The following is a 15,118-nucleotide window of genomic DNA, read 5'->3' as shown; positions in this document are numbered from 1 at the left end:
CCATGTTCAAGCTCGCTCCCTTAAGTGCCGCCATCGTCCTGGCCCTGGCCGGCCAGGTCATGGCTGACGACAGCACCTCGAACCAGACCCAGACCGGTAACCAGAACATCGCCGACGTGCAGCAAACCGTCGCCCCGTTCGCCTCGGCCACCCAGACCCAGACCGGCAAGGGCCACAACCACCTGGCGGTGCAGCAGGAGAGCACCAGCGACATCCAGCAGAGCGCCACCGGCCAGTACAACGCCGGTTACGCCGAGCAGCTGTACGAGAACGGCAGCCAGATCACCCAGCAGGCCAGTGGCTCGTTCAACGACGCCTTTGCCAGCCAGTCGGTGGGTGAAGGCAACCAGTCGCTGCAGATGCAGCAAGGCAGCGAGAACCGCTCGATTGTGTGGCAGGACACCCAGCAAGGCAGCCAGGCCACCACCCAGCAAAACGGGCAGCGCAACGAAGCGGTGGTCGAGCAGCTGTTCGGCGGCAGCAATAACCGCAGCGTCATCAACCAGGACGGCCAGGACAACTACGCCGCCGCCGAGCACCTGACGCACACCGACGGCGACATCCAGATCTACCAGCAAGGCAAGCAAAACTGGGCCTACGGTGACCAGCGCGACGGCATTGGCGGCACCATCGCCATCGACCAGTACGGCACTGGCCACTCGGTGGAGGTGTGGCAGGACAACCAGCAAGGCAGCCACGCCACCGTCAACCAGAACGGCCAGCTCAACGAAGGCGTCATCGACCAGAGCTTTGGCCAGGACAACACCGCTTACCTGTATCAACAAGGCAAGTCCAACGCCACCTGGGCCGACCAGTTCGAGACCAACAACTCGACCACCAACATCTCCCAAACCGGCAACAGCAACCTGCACTACACCTACCAGACCGGCGACAACCAAAGCCTGACCGTGACCACCCAGGGCACGGGCAACAAGGTGATGGCCAGCAACTGGAAGGGTGAGAAGCTCGGTGGCCAGTTCGGGAATAACCAAACTGCGCTGATTGACCAGAAAGGCACCGGCAACAGCGTCAACCTGACCCAGAACGGCGCCTATCAACTGGCCACGCTGACCCAGAAAGGCACCAACAACAGCATGCAGACCAAGCAGGCCGACAGCAACAACGAGCTGTACTTTGACCAGAACGGGAGCGACAACATTCTGGTTGCCGACCAGCGCGGCAGCGACAACTACGCCACCGGTTCGTCCAACGGCAGCGGCAACAGCATCACCCTCGACCAGTCGGGCTATGCCAACCAGAGCCACACCACGCAGCTTTATGGCAGTGGCAACAGCGCCGACATCAAACAGGCCGACACCGCCAACGTCGCCTACGTGACCCAGGGCGGCACCGGCAACCAGGCCTTCGTCGACCAGGCCGGCGCCAACCAGAGCGCCACCATCACCCAGATGGGCAATGGCAACACCGCCACCGCTACCCAGCGTTAACGGCTCCCCCCTTGAACCGCGGCGTCTCCTCTCCCTGGCGCCGCGGTTCCTTTTTTATGCATCCCCGGTTTCTGTAGGAGCGTTACAATCGCTCATCGCCTAAAGCGCACTGATGCCATGATCCAGTCCGACCTCGACCTGTTCGGCCCCCAGCCACAACGTCTGGCCAGCCACACCGTGCTGCTGCCCGGCTTCGCCCTGGCCGAGATCGAACCGCTGCTCGACGCCCTGCGCCCGGTGCTGCGCGCGGCCCCGTTCCGGCATATGCAAACGCCAGGCGGCCTGAACATGGCCGTAGCCTTGACCAACTGCGGTTCGCTCGGCTGGGTCAGCGACGCCAAAGGCTACCGCTACAGCCCCACCGACCCGGTCAGCGGCAACCCCTGGCCCGCCCTGCCCCCGATCCTGCTCGGCCTCGCCAGCCGCGCCGCCGCAGCGGCTGGCTTCGACGGCTTCGTGCCTGATGCCTGCCTGGTCAACCATTACCTGCCCGGCACCCGCCTGAGCCTGCACCAGGACCGCGACGAGCGGGATTTCGGGCAGCCGATCGTGTCGGTTTCGTTGGGGTTGCCGGCGGTGTTTCTGCTAGGTGGATTGCAGCGTGCGGACCGCACCCAGCGCATCCCGTTGAGCCATGGGGATGTGCTGGTATGGGGTGGAGAGGACCGGTTGCGGTTTCATGGGGTGTTGCCGATCAAGCCAGGCGAGCATCCGCGGATGGGGGAACGGCGAATCAATTTGACGTTGCGCAAGGCAGGCTAGGCCCATCGCGAATAAATTCGCTCCTACAAGGGCAGCGCTGGTTTCGCGGTTGACGCATTGAACGGCGCCGGCGCCGATACGCCCCAAAACGACGCAATACCTGTAGGAGCGAATTTATTCGCGATGCGCCGCGCAGCGGCGCCCTAACATCCTGAAAAAATCCTCCCAATCACCTCTGTGTCTTCGAGGCTAGGCTGCTACAGGTCTTGCCAATCATGGACGACCCACATGCCCTTTCCAAATGGCCATCAGCTGCGTCGCGGGCGATACTCGGAACCCGGCAGGCTCTACCTGCTGACCACCGTCACTCGGCATCGAAAGCCCTTGTTCCTTGAGTTCCATTGCGCACGTATGGTGATCAGCCATTTGCGCCTGCTTGACCGCGAGCAAGCGTGCCGGTCACTGGCCTGGGTGGTGATGCCTGACCATGTGCATTGGTTAATTGAACTGAAGGCAGTGGCGCTGAGTACGCTGATGCGCCATTTCAAGGCCCGCTCCAGCCAGATGTTGCGCAAGGCAGGCGGCGTTACAGCGGCCGTTTGGCAGGCCGGCTATCACGATCGCGCGCTGCGTCGGGAAGAGGATGTGGTGAAGGTTGCGAGGTACATTGTTGCGAACCCGCTGAGGGCGGGGCTGGTTCAGAAGCTGGGGGATTATCCGCACTGGGATGCGATTTGGGTGTGAATTCAACGATGTTGGCGCCGCTGTGCGGCGCATCGCGGATGAATCCGCTCCTACAAGAGCGGCGCTGGTTTCGCCGGGAATGCGGGGCGCAGTTCACCGTGTAGGAGCGAATTTATTCGCGATGCGCCGCACAGCGGCGCCCGGTTCATTCCTGCTGATACTGGCTCAAATACTTCTCCACCCCCGCCTTTTGCCTTCCCCGGCATCCCCCGCCACCTGCCACAACCGCCGCTCGATGCCCTGGGCCAGCAAATGCCCCACCGCCGCCTCGATCGCCGACAGTACGCACAACTGCGCCGGTTCGTTGGTGGTGTACCCCACCTCGGCCTCCAGCAGCTTCTTGAACTCGATGAACTTGAACACCCCGGCGCTGCGGCCCACCGAGTAGATGGTTTTGCTGGTCATCACGTTGGCCAGCACCTGCCCGGTACGCACGTCCACCGCGCGCAGGTTCACGGTCACCTGGTCGACGCGGTACTCGCGGGAGATGTCGATACCCAGGTAACGGGCACCCTCCCCGCCACTGCGCACGTTGGTGTCGTAGGCGATGATGCCGCCTTCGAGCATCAGGTTGGCGGCCTGCAGCGGTGGCAGTTCGGTCTGGATGTTCTCCGGCACGTCGGGTTTTTTCTGCGAGGCGCGGATGATCTTGCGTTCGGTCAGCAGGTTCTGCAGGCCTTCGCGCTCCAGCACCACGAACCAGCCGCTGGCGCTCAGGGCATCCATCAGCATGCTCGCCGCACCCTGGGTGACGCTGGTGGAGAACGAGCTGGCCGGGGTCGGTTTGTACTGCCCGGTCTGGTCGCGAAAGCCGTACACCACCGCCATCAGGCGGCCTTTGGGCCGGGGCATGTTGATCAGGTCGTAGTAGGTCGAGGCCCGCGGGGTCAGGGTCGGGGTTTCCGAGTCCTGTTCGGCCGGCATCGGCTCGCGCAGGCCGCAGCCCTGCAAGGTGGCGAGAATCAGCAAAGTGCTCAGCAGACGTTTCATGGTGTGCTCTCCCCAAGTAACCAGCCGTCCCTCTCAGGGGTTCAGGCCGCTGACCTCGATGATCGAAATTTCTCCCGTGGCGCGATCAGTGACCTGGATGCTCAAGGCTCCGGAGTCGTCAATCACGTCGATCAGGAACGCGTCGGTGGCCATGCTCCCGGTCTGGCCATTGCCGATGTTGTCCAGCAGCTGCGACAACATCCGCGACTCCAGCTGGTTGCTGAAGCGCTCCAGGGCCGAGGTGCCGGCAAAGGCCGAACTGCGGTCCTTGAGGTCGGGGTCGTCATGGTCGTTCTGCGCCTGGGCGTTGTTCAGCAGCCAGGTACCGTTGAGCGGGTTGCCACCGAACGCCGGGTTGACCGGGGTGTACACCAGCTCCGTGGCCTGGGCAGCAAAGGTGCCGGCCAGCAGGCAGGCGGCGATGCAGTTCGCAGTGCGCGTTTTCATAGCTCATCCCTCTCCAGATCAGTGGTGTCCTGCAGCAGGCGTTGCAGCTTGCGTTGAATGATCTGCTGCTTGACCGAGTCGGCAGCCGTGACGGCCTCTTCTTTTAATTCGGTGACGTTGGGCGGCAAAAAGCGCCGGTACAGCACTTCGCGCTCGTACTCCACGGTCACCAGGCTGCCCCAGCGGGCATCCGGGCGTTCGCGCACCACCAGGTTGAAGTCCAGGCGGCTGGTGGCGCGCAGGCGGTCGGTGAAATCGTTGTAAAAGCTGTGGCCGATGTGCGAGATGGTGTTGTCGACGATGAAGCCCATCATTTCTTCTTCGGCTGCGGCGCGAATCAGGCTGGGCAACGCAGCCATGACAAAACTCAGGCACAGGGCGATCAGGCGCTTCATGGCGTATCTCCTTTACCGCTCTGTACGCGGGTGCCGCTGGCGCTTTCGTTGAACGCCTGCTCGGCGACGAACTGCCAGTCGCTGTAGTGCTCCAGGCCTTCGAAGCCGGACCACTGGGTGTCGAAGTTGCCGCGCTTGAACGGGGTGGCGTCGGACTTGCTGTGCACGCCGGTGATACGCCCGTCGATGGCGCGCAGCAGGCCCCAGTCGTCGCTGCCGGTGATCGGGTCCGGGTAGAGCCTGCGGATGTGCCGGCGGGCCTGCGGGAAGCGGTTGTCTTCAAGCAGGTCGGCCAGGTCTTGCGGGTACTGCGCCAGGCCCGGCGAGGCGCGGTAGTAGCTGCGCAGGGCCTGGGCGTACTGGCCGCCCACCCACAGCAACTGGCGCTCTTTCTCGCGCTGGGTCACGCTGGACCACACCGTGCCGCTGGCGGCCAGGGCCACGCTGCTGACGGCAATCAGCAGCAGCACGCCCAGGTAAGTGAAGCCGGCGCAGGCCTTACCACTCTGCGAAGAGGCTGCCATCACGCGCCCTCCCTGTTGCACCGCTCTTGATATCGGCCACGCCGCCCGCCACCCCTTCTGGCGGTGGCACCAGTTGCCAGGCGTCGCTGCGTTCGGTAATCGGGTCCACCGGGGTGTTGCGCAGGTAACGCTGCTCCACCAGTTGCTCGAGCGAGTCCGGGTAGTGGCCGGTGTCGCCGTAGTAGTGGTCCAGGGCCTCGCGCAGCACCGAAAGGCTCTGGCGCAGGGTGGCCTCGCGGGAGCTTTCCAGGCTGTTGAAGTAGCGCGGCATGGCGATGGTCATCAGCGTGGCGATGATCGCCATCACCACCAGCAATTCGATCAGGGTGAAGCCTCGGCTGCGTTTCATGGCCGTCACCATTGCCCGTAAGGGATGTTGTTGAGGCCCTTGCCGCGGGCCCGGGAATACACATCGAACACGTCCTGCCCTTCACGCGGGTTGTCGGGGCTGCTGTCGTAGGCGCGCAGGCCCCAGCCACCGGCGTCTTCGTCCTTGGCCGCCACCAGCGGGTCGTGGGGGATGCGCCGCAAAAAGTAGAACTTGGCGCCTTTGGCACTGCGCACATCGCGCACGCCGTCCACCAGCACCTGCAGGTTGGGCGGGTAGCCGCTGGCGTCCAGGCGCTTTTCGATGAAGCCGGCGTCGAAGGCGCGTTTGTAGGCGTCGATACCATCACGAATCTGGTACAGCGCTTCGCGCAGCTGCTGCTCCTTGCCACGGCGCACCACGGTTTCGGTCAGCGGCGCCGCCATGCTGGCGAGCAGCCCGAGCAGTGCCAGGGTCAGCACCACTTCGATCAGGCTGAAGCCCTGCTGGCGGCGTTTCATGGCCGTGGGCTCACGGTGCCTGGCACCACCGCCATCTGGCTGGTGGTGGCCGGCACATTGTCGGTGTCGTCCACTGGTACTTCGCGGGCGGGCAATGGCGCCACCTGGCGCACCTGCAGGCTCGACTCGGTACCGGTGGAGAACTCCATGTCCGACGGGCTCTGGTACGGCAGGTTGCGCACGATGCGCGGAGTGATGGCCAGCACCAGCTCGGACTTGCTCATGTCATCACGGTTGCTGCCGAACAGCCGGCCCAGGCCGGGGATGTCGCCAAGGCCCGGGATCTTGTTGCCGCTGGAGGTCTTGTCGTTGCGCACAAGGCCCGCCAGCACCTGGGTTTCGCCGTCGTGCAGGCGCAGGCTGGTCTGGGCGTTGCGAGTGTCGACCTGAACCGGGATGGTGCCCTGGCGGGTGGCTTCCAGGGGCGTTGCGTTGCTGACCTCCAGCGCCACCTTGATCGCCACTTCGTTGTTCAGGTGCACGGTGGGTTGTACTTCGAGCTTCAGACCGACATCCAGGTAGGTCACGCTTTCGGTGATCACCGGGCCTTGGGTGGACGGCACGGACGTGGCGCTGATGATCGGTACGCGCTGGCCGATGTGAATGCGCGCCTGCTCACGGTTGCTGACGCGGATCACCGGGCTGGCCAGGGTGTTGATGTCCTTGTCCTGGGCGTTGATCTTGGCTTGGGGTGCCGGCGAGATGCTGATGCGGCTGGAATTGATGCCGCGCAACTGGTCGAGCACGCTCACCGGGCTGCCGTCATCGCTGAGCACACCGAAGGTGTTGGGCCATTGCAGGCCCAGGTCGAGGATGCGCGAGCGGGCCACCTCCATCACCTCCACTTCCAGCACCACTTCGGGGTTGGACTGGTCCTGGGACTGCAGCAGCTTCTCGGCCATGCGCACGGCATCGGCGGTGTCGCGCATGGTCAGGGTGTTCAGGCGTTCGTCGACGAACACGTCGCGGGTCTTGAGCATGGTCTTGACCATGTTCAGGGCGGTGTTGGCGTCGATACTGGTGAGGTAGAAGGTGCGCATCACCAGCTCTTGATAGTCCTTGGTCTTTTGCGGCGAGTCGGGGTAGATCAGCAAGGTGTTGTCGTTGACGATCTTCTGGTGCAGCTGGTTTTGCTCCAGCAGCAGCGCCACGGCGTCTTCGATGCGCACGTCACGCACGAAGATGGTGGCTTTCATGTCGGGGCGCAGGTCTTTGTCGAAGATGAAGTTGATGCCGGCAACCTGCGCCAGCACCTCGAAGATGGTTTTCAGCGCGGCGTCACGAAACTCCAGAGTGACCGGGCGCTCCAGCTTGCTGCGCAGCTGCGGGAACGGCTGCGCGGTGCGCGCCTGGACGTTCTCGATGTCGCTGCGCAGCATGATGCCCTTCTGGTTTTGCGGGTCCAGGCGCAGCACTTCGCGCATGTAGCGCTCGGCGCCAAACAGGTCACCCTGGCGCAGCGCCGCCTGGCCCAAGGCCACGCGCTCGTCGAGGGTGCGGATCAGCTCGATCTGGCGGATGCCTTCCTGGGCACGACGGTTGTTCGGCTCGATGGTCAGCACCCGGCCATAGCCCATGCGTGCACCGGCGAAGTCGTGGCGAATGCGGTCGCTGTCGGCCTGGCTCAGCAGCGCTTCGACGGCGGTCTGGCGGCCGTGGGCCAGGGCGATGTTCAGCTCGGTGTCGCGCGGGTCGTCGCGCAGGGCCTCTTCGAGGCGGGCGATACCGGCTTCGTACTGGCCCTCCTTCATCAGCTCGTCACTGTCCTTGCGCACCGCGCTGCTACCGCAACCGGCGATGGCCACGCACAGGGCCAACAGCAGGAACGGAGCAGGCTTGCACGGCTTCGATGGCTTCATGGTGCGCTCCCTACAGACAAGGTCTGTGACTGATGCAAGGGCAGGTAAACCAGGTCCAGCTCGCTGGCTGATACCCGGACAAGGCGGTAGGTGTCGTCGATCACGTCGCCCTGGCGCACGACGTAGAGTTTTTCGCCGCTCTGCAGGAAGATCTGCAGGTCGTCGCGGTCGCCGATGCGGCCAACGAACTGGAATGGCAGGGCCGGGGCCGTGGGGGCTGCAGCGGCGACGGGAGTGGCGATTGCCGGTTGTTCGGTGACGGTGGCCAGGGTTTGGGGTTTGGTCCATTGCTGGGTGGGGAACAGGTTGCGGGAGGCCTGTGCCGACGCCATCGCGGCTGAAGCCGTTCCTACAGGGGACTTTGTAGGAGCGGATTTATCCGCGATGGCCGCCACCTCGTCCTCCTGCCCGAACCAATGCCCCGGCGCCCACGCCAGTGCACCTGCAATACCGAGGAACCCCGCCCACACCACCGCACGCTGAATGTTCATCACGACCTCGACAGGTAAAGGGTCATGCGCAGGCGGCCGTTGAGCTCGCTGTCGCCGATGCGTTTGCGTTGCAGCTCGAGGTCTTCGAGCACCAGGGTCGGCAACTGGCCGAGCAGGCCTTTGAGAAAGCCGCGGATCTGCGGGTAGCTACCACGCACCGGCAGCACGATCTGGTAGCGCGCAAGCTGGGTTTTGGGGTCGACGCCCAGTGCGTACTCGCCGCGCGCCAGGCTGATATTTTCGGCACGGGCCAGGTGGTACAGGCGCTCGATCAGTTCGCTGGCCTCCGGCTGGCCCGGCAGTTGCTGGCGCAGGCTGTCCAGCGCCTGTTGCTCGGGCTTGACGGCAATTTTCAGCTCGCCCCGCTTGACCCGCTCCACCTGCGCGCTGGCATCCGCCTCGCTGGCCTGCAGTTCGCGCAGGGCTTGCCACTGTGGCAGCACGCCCGCCAGTGCCACACCCAGCGCCAGGGCGGCGACAGCAGCGCCGGCCAGGCCGACCGGGCCGATGCGGCGCAGCTGCTCGTGAAGGATCAGTTCAGGGACGCGCATGGCCGGTCTCCCAGGTTGCCGTGAGGTTGAAGCGCACCGGGTGTTCGGGCTGGTTGGCCACTACCTCATGGTTGAGCAGCGACACGTCGCTGAGCTCGGCGCTTTGTTCCAGGCGTTGGTGGTACTGCAACATTGCTTCGAGGTTGCGTGCCTCGGCGGCGATGCGAACCTGGCCTTTGCGCGCGTCCGGGGTCAGGCTCAGCAGCGCCACGTCCTCTTGCGGTTGCGCTTCGAGCATGCCGAACAGTTGCTGCCAGGGCCGCTGCAGTTGCTGCGACACGTTGCGCATCTGCGCCAGGCGTTCGGCCTGCTCGCGGCTGGCGGCGGTGTTTTGCGGTGCGGCGGTGGCCGGGCGGCGGCCCAGTTGCAGTTCAAGGCTGTGCACGCGGGCTTCAAGGCCAACCTGTTCGGCTTGCAGGTGCTGCTGCACCAGCACCAGCAGCGCCACCACGGCGCAGGCCAGGGCCAGCAGCGACCAGGCCAGCGCGCCGCTGCGCCGGGGCTGAAATTCCAGGTCGAGGCGGCGCATCTCAGGCCACCGCCCGCCACATGGCGCACAGCGGGTCGCTGTCGCCGGCCGGCTGGCACAGCTGCACGGCCTCCAACTGCGGCACATCGCCCCGGCCCGGCGCATGCAGGTACACCGGTGGCATGTGCTCGCCATACAGTTCGCAGGTGCGGTCTATCAGTGCCTGCAGGGCCTGGTCGCTGTCGGCGCAGCCCTGGGCCAGCACTTGTTGCCAGGCACCGCCCGCGGCCAGCATCAGCACACTGCGGCGGGGTTCGGCAAGTACGAAGAGGAAGTCGCCCTGGGCCAGCTTCGCCGAGCAGCGGTTGAAAGCGGCCATCAGGTAGGGCTGCACCGAGCGCAGCTTCAGCTGGCTATGCCGGCTCAGCGCCTGCAGGCCTTGCAGCAGGGCTTGGGGTAGCGCCGTGGCGATACGCGCGGCACCGGCAGGCTCGGGCGACAGCACGATGCGCCAGTCGTCCAGCGACTGGCCGTAGAGGTTTTCGAAGCAGGCCCGGGCGTAAGCGTCCAGTTCGCGCGGGTTGCCTATGGCATCGCTCCAGGGCACCAGGCAGAAGCGGCTGTAGCGCGCCGACAGCAGCACCCGCAACTCGGCGCCGCGCACGGCGTGTTCTGCAAGCAGTGCGCTGAGCGCCTGCAGGGCGGCTTCCCACGCCGGTTGCGCGGCGTCGCAGGTGAATGCGCGGCTGCCCAGCCATTGCGGTTGAGTGGCGTGCCAGCGACCCAGGCCGACACCTTCAGCGCCGACCACGGCGCAGAATCGATCAGGCGATAAATGTGACACGGTTGATCTCCTCAAGGGTGGTGCGGCCCTCGCGGACCAGGTCCAGGGCCGAAGCACGCAGCAGGCGCAGGCCGCGCTGGCAGGCCAGCGCCTTGATCTGCGACAGGGGGCGGCGTTCGACGATCATCTGCCGCAGGTCGTCGTCCAGGTGCAGCAGTTCGGCAATGGCGCTGCGCCCGCGGTAGCCACTGCCACGGCACTGGCCACAGCCCTGGGCGCGCACGAAGTGCCAGCCAGCCACCGCCTCACGGGTCAGGCCCGAGGCAGCCAGGGTTTCGTCATCGGCTTCGCACGGCGTGCAGCAATGCGGGCAGGCCAGGCGGATCAGGCGCTGGGCCAGCACGGCGTTGAGCGCCGAAACGAAGCTGTAGGGGTCGACCTGCATCTGGCTGAAGCGGCCGATCACGTCGAACACGTTGTTGGCGTGGATGGTGGTGAACACCAGGTGGCCGGTGAGCGCCGACTGCACGGCGATTTGCGCGGTGTCGGGGTCGCGGATTTCACCCACCAGGATCTTGTCCGGGTCGTGGCGCAGGATCGAGCGCAGGCCACGGGCAAAGGTCAGGCCTTTCTTTTCGTTGACCGGGATCTGCAGCACCCCCGGCAGCTGGTATTCGACCGGGTCTTCGATGGTGATGATCTTGTCCACGCCGTGGTTGATCTCGCTGATCATGGCGTACAGGGTGGTGGTCTTGCCGCTGCCGGTGGGGCCGGTGACCAGGATCATGCCGTAGGGTTCGGCGGCCAGACGACGCAGGGCGCGCAGGGTTTCGTCGGCAAAGCCCAGGGCCTGCAGTTGCACGCCGCTGACGCGGTCGGACAGGTCCTGTTTGTCGAGCACCCGCAGCACGGCGTCTTCACCGAAGATGCTGGGCATGATCGACACGCGAAAGTCGATTTGCCGCTCGCCCACCGCCACTTTGAAGCGGCCGTCCTGGGGCACACGCTTTTCGCCGATGTCCAGTTCGGCCATCACTTTGATACGCGAGATCACCTGGTCGGCAAAGGCACTGCCGCTGGCCTTGCCGGCCCCGTTCAGCACGCCGTCGATGCGGTACTTGATGGTCAGGCCCTGACCGGTCATGCCCAGGTGGATGTCGCTGGCGTGCTGCTTGAGGGCGTCGTAAAGGGTGGAGTTGACCAGCTTGACCACTTTGCTCTGGTCTTCGCTGATGCTGGTCAGCGACAGGCGCTGCAGCGGGTCGGCCTCGCTGCTGGCCTCGGCCTCGTGGTCAAGGGCGTCGACGGCGTGGAAGCTTTCTTCGTGGCGGGCCAGGAAGGTGGCCAGGTCGGCGGCGTGGGCCAGGTACAGTGGCGCGCCTTGCAGCACGTCATCGATCCAGGCCAGGCGGGCGTGGTCGAAGGGGTCGGCGAACACGCCAAGCAGTTCACCGCCCTGTTCGATCAGCACGAACTCGCGTTTCAGGCACTGGGCCAGGCTGACCTTGTCGAAACGTGGGTGGCTGGCCAGCAGGGCCTGGCTGGCCAGCACCGGGTAATGCAGGGTGGCGCCCAGGCGTTGCAGGAACGTGTCGGGGGTGTCGGCGGCCAGGCGTTCAAGGCAGTTGAGCAAGCGCTCGTCGCTGGCTTGCAGGCGGGCCTGGGCCAGCAGGTCGCGGGGGTAGGCGGTTGGTCGGGGGATCGGGGGGAGACCGATCGCGGATAAATCCGCTCCTACAGTATCGCGTACATCGGACATGGCCTGCGACTCCGCTCAGGGGCGCGTCGCAGGCTGGATCACTCAGGGCCGCGGGCGCCGCTATTCCCCGGTGAGCAGTTGGTCGTCGTCTGTGCCTGGGGGCTTGGCGCCATTACGGCGACGGTCTGCAAGCACCCAACTGCCATCGAACAACTGCAAGGGGAACGATTGGTTCCTGTTCTGGCGTCGTTCGACGAACCCCTCTGCCGGGTTGTCCGTGGCCCTGCGCTGGCGCTGAATGCCCATCAGGTCGAAGGCTACACGGGCCAGTTCCGCCAACGGGAACGGCTTGAACAGGACGTGGGTCACTCCCAGTTCGGCGGCCCGCTCACGGACCTCGGCGGTCGGGTGAGCGGTGATCAGCACGAAGTGGCACTGCCTGTTCTTGCGTACAGCCTCCAGAACCTGAAACCCCTCCATGTCGGGCAAGCGGTAATCCAGCACGATCACCTGCGGCGCCAGGCGTTCAGCCTGTGCGATGCCGCTGGCACCGTCGTGGGCAACATGAACTTCCAGGCCTTGCGCCTGCAGGTACGCTTGCAGGTTTTGCGCAAGGGTCTGTTCGTCATCGACTACCAATACTCTGTTCACCAAGGTCGACTCCCAAGAACTGCCCGGTTCCCCGGTCTGCGAAGTGCGCCCTTGTACAGGCTTGAGCAGGCTTCGTGCCAGGCATGATGATTCATGTTGCACCGCTGTAAGTCATTGATCTTATTGCTGACACCCACTACATCCAGGGCGGCCGTGCCCACGCTTCCCCACAACCGGGGAAAGTGATGGCACATTGCCAAGCCGTTATTCCCCAGCATTGGGGAAGCGCTGTCGGGGGCTTCAGTCGGCGACCTCCACTGTAGCGGATTCGCGCAAACGTTGGCGTACGTCGCGGCGCGCTTGCGCCTGAAGTTGCCCGATGAGCGCGGCCCTGGCCAATGCCAGGCCCTGTTCCCGTACGACCGAAGTGTTAGCACTTTGGTTCGGTGCTCCTTGCAGTTTTTGTTGGTTGGCCTGGTAGAACGCCTCCACTTCAGCCTGGCTGGGGGGCGTGACCGCGCTCAGCTCGGCGTACACCTGCTGCGCGGCCAGTTCGTGGCGCATGTAGTCAGCGTATCCTGCCCGGTCGAAACCTGCATCCGCCAGGCGCCGCTCGAACACGGCGGGGCTGCCGAACGCGGCTTCGAGCTCACCCACCTGTTTCGACACCTGCGCGTCGTCGACGACAATGCCACGGCGTTGCGCTTCCTGCCACAGCAGCTCCTTGTCGATCAGCTCATCCAGCGCCTGGCCGCGCAGGCGTTTGTACAGCGTCGGGTTGCGGATGCTGGTCACCGCCCGGCCCTGAGCCTGCAGGTAGTCGCTGAAGTAACGTTCAAGGCGCATCACGCCGATGTCCACGCCGTTGACCCGAGCCGCCGGCACATCGGCCCAGCTGGCGCCGGCCAGTGACAACAACAGGCACAACCACAGGGTTCGCATGCTGACCTCCTTTCAAGGGTTGACCGGCACCGGCCGGTACGGGGCAACGGCGGTGAAGCGTGGCCCGGGCAACTCAACCGCCACCACATGGGCCCCGGCCATGCCCTGGCGCCGCCCGGGGCCGAAGTTCAGCGCCGGGGTAAGGCCGGTGTCCACGTCGTACAGGCCCTCCAGCGCGGCCATCAAGCGCTCGCGGCTGGCGTCGCGGCCGATCTGCTTCAAGGCTTCGGTAAGCAGGCGCATGGCGCACAGCGTGCTGACCTGCAGCGACGCCTGGCGTGGGTCGAGGTGCTGGCGTTGTTGCAGGCCGGCCAGCGTTGCCTGGCCCTGTGCGGTCCAGTCGCCGGGCACGAACGGATACGCCAGCAACACACGCTGCGACCATTGCGCCGGTAGCTTGACCAGGCCGCCGGCCACCTGGCTGGAGGCTGCGAACAGGTAAGGATGGCGCCCCGCCGCTTGCAGCGCCTGGGCCAGCTCGGTGAAGGACTGGGCGCGGCCCAGGAACAGAATGCCCTCGCCGTCCACCGGCTGGCCGTCAAACGCCTGAACCGGTGCGGGGGCCAGACCTTGTTGTTGCAGGCGCTCGCGCACCTGCTCAGCCAGCGGCGCCTGCTCGTCACCGGCATAAACCACGCGCAAGCCATCGGCGGGCACTGCCAGCACATCGCGGGCGTGCAGTGCCAGGCTGAGCAGTTGAGTGGCGAGGTCGGGCATGGGGTCGAAGATCTGCAGGCTGCCGCCGTTGCGCGGGGTCGAGCCGACCAAGGGCACGCGGTGCTGTTCGAGCAGCGTGGCCAGGCGTTGGTCAAGCATCGGCGCCATGGGGGCGATCAAGGCGAAGGCCTGCTCCTGATCGAGCAGGCGGCTCAGGGCCTGTTCGGCGCTGGCAGGGTTGTCACCGGGGTCGAGCACTACCAGTTCCAGGCGCCGGCCGTGGATGCCACCGTTCTGGTTCAACTGCGCGATGGCGTCCTCCAGCACAGCGCGCACCACGTGAGCGGCACCCGCCAACGGCCCGCTGGCGGGCAGCAGCGTGCCCAGGCGCAGCACGCTCTGCTCCACGCCGGGATCGCGTTCTTCGCCCAGGCGCTTGAGGTAGGCGGTAAGGTTGCGCTGGTCGGCCAGGGTCAGCTCGAAACGTGGCATGGCCGGGTCGAGGCGGTTGCCGGCGGGGTCGATGCCGTGCTGGATGGCGCGGGCCAGGTTGGCGTCGGTGTAGGCCTTGCCCTGGGCCAGACGCTGCCAGTCGAGGCTGGGGGGGCGCACATTGCCCTCGGGGCGGCCGCGGCCATCGGTACCGTGGCAACCGGCGCAGGGCAATACGCTGGCGGGCACGCTCATGCCGCTGGCGCCGACGCGGGCGGTGAGTTGCGCGTCGGAGGTGGAGAGGCCTTCGCGGTAGAGGCGTTTGCCGGCTTGTTCCCCAGGCGTGAGTTCAAGCGCAAGGGCCGAGCCGTGAAAGGCGATGCTGAAGGTGAATGTCATCAACCAGGCAAGCCTCTGACATGCCCCTGTGGGAGCGGCCTTGTGTCGCGAAAGGGGCGCGCAGCGGCCCCAGAATGGTCGCAGCGAAGCATGAATCGCCGGGGCTGCTTCGCAGCCCTTTCGCGACACAAGGCCGCTCCCACAAAAGCCGCGCCAGCTTACGGGC

General features: G+C 65.5%; 17 protein-coding genes and 1 pseudogene. 3 read left to right on the top strand and 15 right to left on the bottom strand.

The annotated features are described in order from the left end of the window. The first annotated feature begins 2 nt into the window (after window positions 1-2). The 3 genes from PVV54_RS10990 to PVV54_RS10980 all read left to right on the top strand — a co-directional run bounded on the left by PVV54_RS10990 (window position 3) and on the right by PVV54_RS10980 (window position 2,894). Complete coding sequence (locus tag PVV54_RS10990; protein ID WP_274909951.1) at window positions 3-1,448, top strand: curlin; 1,446 nt, start codon at window positions 3-5, stop codon at window positions 1,446-1,448. A 117-nt stretch (window positions 1,449-1,565) separates the two neighbouring features. Further along, the gene (alkB, locus tag PVV54_RS10985) at window positions 1,566-2,210 is read left to right on the top strand and encodes a DNA oxidative demethylase AlkB (protein ID WP_274909950.1); all 645 of its coding nucleotides are present in this window, start codon (window positions 1,566-1,568) and stop codon (window positions 2,208-2,210) included. 228 nt (window positions 2,211-2,438) lie between these two features. Next, window positions 2,439-2,894, top strand: coding sequence for an REP-associated tyrosine transposase (locus PVV54_RS10980; RefSeq protein WP_274909949.1), 456 nt, complete (start codon window positions 2,439-2,441; stop codon window positions 2,892-2,894). Window positions 2,895-3,039: 145 nt separating this feature from the next. On the opposite strand, the pseudogene PVV54_RS10975 reads toward PVV54_RS10980, so the two are convergent. The 15 genes and pseudogenes from PVV54_RS10975 to PVV54_RS10905 form a co-directional block, all read right to left on the bottom strand. Continuing rightward, window positions 3,040-3,884 (bottom strand): annotated as a pseudogene (locus PVV54_RS10975) (CsgG/HfaB family protein). A 33-nt stretch (window positions 3,885-3,917) separates the two neighbouring features. Next, window positions 3,918-4,331, bottom strand: coding sequence for a curli assembly protein CsgF (locus PVV54_RS10970; RefSeq protein ID WP_274909948.1), 414 nt, complete (start codon window positions 4,329-4,331; stop codon window positions 3,918-3,920). Continuing rightward, window positions 4,328-4,726 (bottom strand): curli production assembly/transport protein CsgE, encoded by a 399-nt coding sequence (gene csgE, locus PVV54_RS10965; RefSeq protein WP_274909946.1) that lies wholly within the window; start codon window positions 4,724-4,726, stop codon window positions 4,328-4,330. Before csgE ends, PVV54_RS10970 begins: the two co-directional genes overlap by 4 nt. After that, window positions 4,723-5,250, bottom strand: a complete 528-nt coding sequence (locus tag PVV54_RS10960; RefSeq protein ID WP_274909945.1) for a type II secretion system protein — start codon at window positions 5,248-5,250, stop codon at window positions 4,723-4,725. The genes csgE and PVV54_RS10960 overlap by 4 nt, the downstream gene beginning before the upstream one ends. Beyond that, the gene (locus PVV54_RS10955; RefSeq protein ID WP_274909944.1) at window positions 5,225-5,599 is read right to left on the bottom strand and encodes a type II secretion system protein; all 375 of its coding nucleotides are present in this window, start codon (window positions 5,597-5,599) and stop codon (window positions 5,225-5,227) included. Before PVV54_RS10955 ends, PVV54_RS10960 begins: the two co-directional genes overlap by 26 nt. A gap of 5 nt (window positions 5,600-5,604) precedes the next feature. Next, window positions 5,605-6,078 (bottom strand): type II secretion system protein, encoded by a 474-nt coding sequence (locus tag PVV54_RS10950; RefSeq protein WP_274909943.1) that lies wholly within the window; start codon window positions 6,076-6,078, stop codon window positions 5,605-5,607. Beyond that, window positions 6,075-7,937: a secretin N-terminal domain-containing protein gene (locus PVV54_RS10945; protein WP_274909942.1), complete on the bottom strand. Its 1,863-nt coding sequence runs from the start codon at window positions 7,935-7,937 to the stop codon at window positions 6,075-6,077. Before PVV54_RS10945 ends, PVV54_RS10950 begins: the two co-directional genes overlap by 4 nt. Then, window positions 7,934-8,428, bottom strand: a complete 495-nt coding sequence (locus tag PVV54_RS10940; RefSeq protein WP_274909941.1) for a hypothetical protein — start codon at window positions 8,426-8,428, stop codon at window positions 7,934-7,936. Before PVV54_RS10940 ends, PVV54_RS10945 begins: the two co-directional genes overlap by 4 nt. Beyond that, a complete protein-coding gene (gene pilO / locus PVV54_RS10935) occupies window positions 8,428-8,979 on the bottom strand; it encodes a type 4a pilus biogenesis protein PilO (protein WP_274909940.1) in 552 nt (183 codons plus the stop codon). Before pilO ends, PVV54_RS10940 begins: the two co-directional genes overlap by 1 nt. Then, on the bottom strand, window positions 8,966-9,508 hold the full coding sequence (locus PVV54_RS10930) for a pilus assembly protein (RefSeq protein WP_274909939.1): 543 nt from the start codon (window positions 9,506-9,508) through the stop codon (window positions 8,966-8,968). Before PVV54_RS10930 ends, pilO begins: the two co-directional genes overlap by 14 nt. A gap of 1 nt (window position 9,509) precedes the next feature. Next, on the bottom strand, window positions 9,510-10,292 hold the full coding sequence (locus PVV54_RS10925) for a hypothetical protein (protein ID WP_274909938.1): 783 nt from the start codon (window positions 10,290-10,292) through the stop codon (window positions 9,510-9,512). Continuing rightward, window positions 10,273-11,991, bottom strand: coding sequence for a GspE/PulE family protein (locus tag PVV54_RS10920; RefSeq protein ID WP_274909937.1), 1,719 nt, complete (start codon window positions 11,989-11,991; stop codon window positions 10,273-10,275). Before PVV54_RS10920 ends, PVV54_RS10925 begins: the two co-directional genes overlap by 20 nt. Window positions 11,992-12,051: 60 nt before the next feature. Further along, complete coding sequence (locus tag PVV54_RS10915) at window positions 12,052-12,585, bottom strand: response regulator (RefSeq protein WP_274909936.1); 534 nt, start codon at window positions 12,583-12,585, stop codon at window positions 12,052-12,054. 237 nt (window positions 12,586-12,822) lie between these two features. After that, window positions 12,823-13,464 carry a SurA N-terminal domain-containing protein gene (locus tag PVV54_RS10910; protein ID WP_274909935.1) on the bottom strand — a complete coding sequence of 214 codons (642 nt, stop codon included), beginning with the start codon at window positions 13,462-13,464 and terminating at the stop codon, window positions 12,823-12,825. A gap of 12 nt (window positions 13,465-13,476) precedes the next feature. Then, the gene (locus tag PVV54_RS10905; protein WP_274909934.1) at window positions 13,477-14,952 is read right to left on the bottom strand and encodes a cytochrome c/ABC transporter substrate-binding protein; all 1,476 of its coding nucleotides are present in this window, start codon (window positions 14,950-14,952) and stop codon (window positions 13,477-13,479) included. Between the last annotated feature and the right edge of the window lie 166 nt (window positions 14,953-15,118).

Origin of the sequence: Pseudomonas sp. PSKL.D1 (assembly GCF_028898945.1) — a bacterium.
Classification (GTDB): domain Bacteria; phylum Pseudomonadota; class Gammaproteobacteria; order Pseudomonadales; family Pseudomonadaceae; genus Aquipseudomonas.
The sequence above is the reverse complement of the archived record's forward strand: the minus strand, read 5'-3'. Positions and strand labels throughout refer to the sequence as shown.

What these genes read in the sequence shown, in the direction of transcription:
- alkB (WP_274909950.1), top strand. Translation starts at nt 1,566, where the DNA reads ATGATCCAGTCCGACCTCGACCTGTTCGGCCCCCAGCCACAACGTCTG.
- pilO (WP_274909940.1), bottom strand. Translation starts at nt 8,979, where the DNA reads ATGCGCGTCCCTGAACTGATCCTTCACGAGCAGCTGCGCCGCATCGGC.
- PVV54_RS10955 (WP_274909944.1), bottom strand. Translation starts at nt 5,599, where the DNA reads ATGAAACGCAGCCGAGGCTTCACCCTGATCGAATTGCTGGTGGTGATG.
- PVV54_RS10990 (WP_274909951.1), top strand. Translation starts at nt 3, where the DNA reads ATGTTCAAGCTCGCTCCCTTAAGTGCCGCCATCGTCCTGGCCCTGGCC.
- PVV54_RS10945 (WP_274909942.1), bottom strand. Translation starts at nt 7,937, where the DNA reads ATGAAGCCATCGAAGCCGTGCAAGCCTGCTCCGTTCCTGCTGTTGGCC.
- PVV54_RS10905 (WP_274909934.1), bottom strand. Translation starts at nt 14,952, where the DNA reads ATGACATTCACCTTCAGCATCGCCTTTCACGGCTCGGCCCTTGCGCTT.
- PVV54_RS10930 (WP_274909939.1), bottom strand. Translation starts at nt 9,508, where the DNA reads ATGCGCCGCCTCGACCTGGAATTTCAGCCCCGGCGCAGCGGCGCGCTG.
- csgE (WP_274909946.1), bottom strand. Translation starts at nt 4,726, where the DNA reads ATGAAGCGCCTGATCGCCCTGTGCCTGAGTTTTGTCATGGCTGCGTTG.
- PVV54_RS10920 (WP_274909937.1), bottom strand. Translation starts at nt 11,991, where the DNA reads ATGTCCGATGTACGCGATACTGTAGGAGCGGATTTATCCGCGATCGGT.
- PVV54_RS10970 (WP_274909948.1), bottom strand. Translation starts at nt 4,331, where the DNA reads ATGAAAACGCGCACTGCGAACTGCATCGCCGCCTGCCTGCTGGCCGGC.
- PVV54_RS10960 (WP_274909945.1), bottom strand. Translation starts at nt 5,250, where the DNA reads ATGGCAGCCTCTTCGCAGAGTGGTAAGGCCTGCGCCGGCTTCACTTAC.
- PVV54_RS10950 (WP_274909943.1), bottom strand. Translation starts at nt 6,078, where the DNA reads ATGAAACGCCGCCAGCAGGGCTTCAGCCTGATCGAAGTGGTGCTGACC.
- PVV54_RS10910 (WP_274909935.1), bottom strand. Translation starts at nt 13,464, where the DNA reads ATGCGAACCCTGTGGTTGTGCCTGTTGTTGTCACTGGCCGGCGCCAGC.
- PVV54_RS10980 (WP_274909949.1), top strand. Translation starts at nt 2,439, where the DNA reads ATGCCCTTTCCAAATGGCCATCAGCTGCGTCGCGGGCGATACTCGGAA.
- PVV54_RS10940 (WP_274909941.1), bottom strand. Translation starts at nt 8,428, where the DNA reads ATGAACATTCAGCGTGCGGTGGTGTGGGCGGGGTTCCTCGGTATTGCA.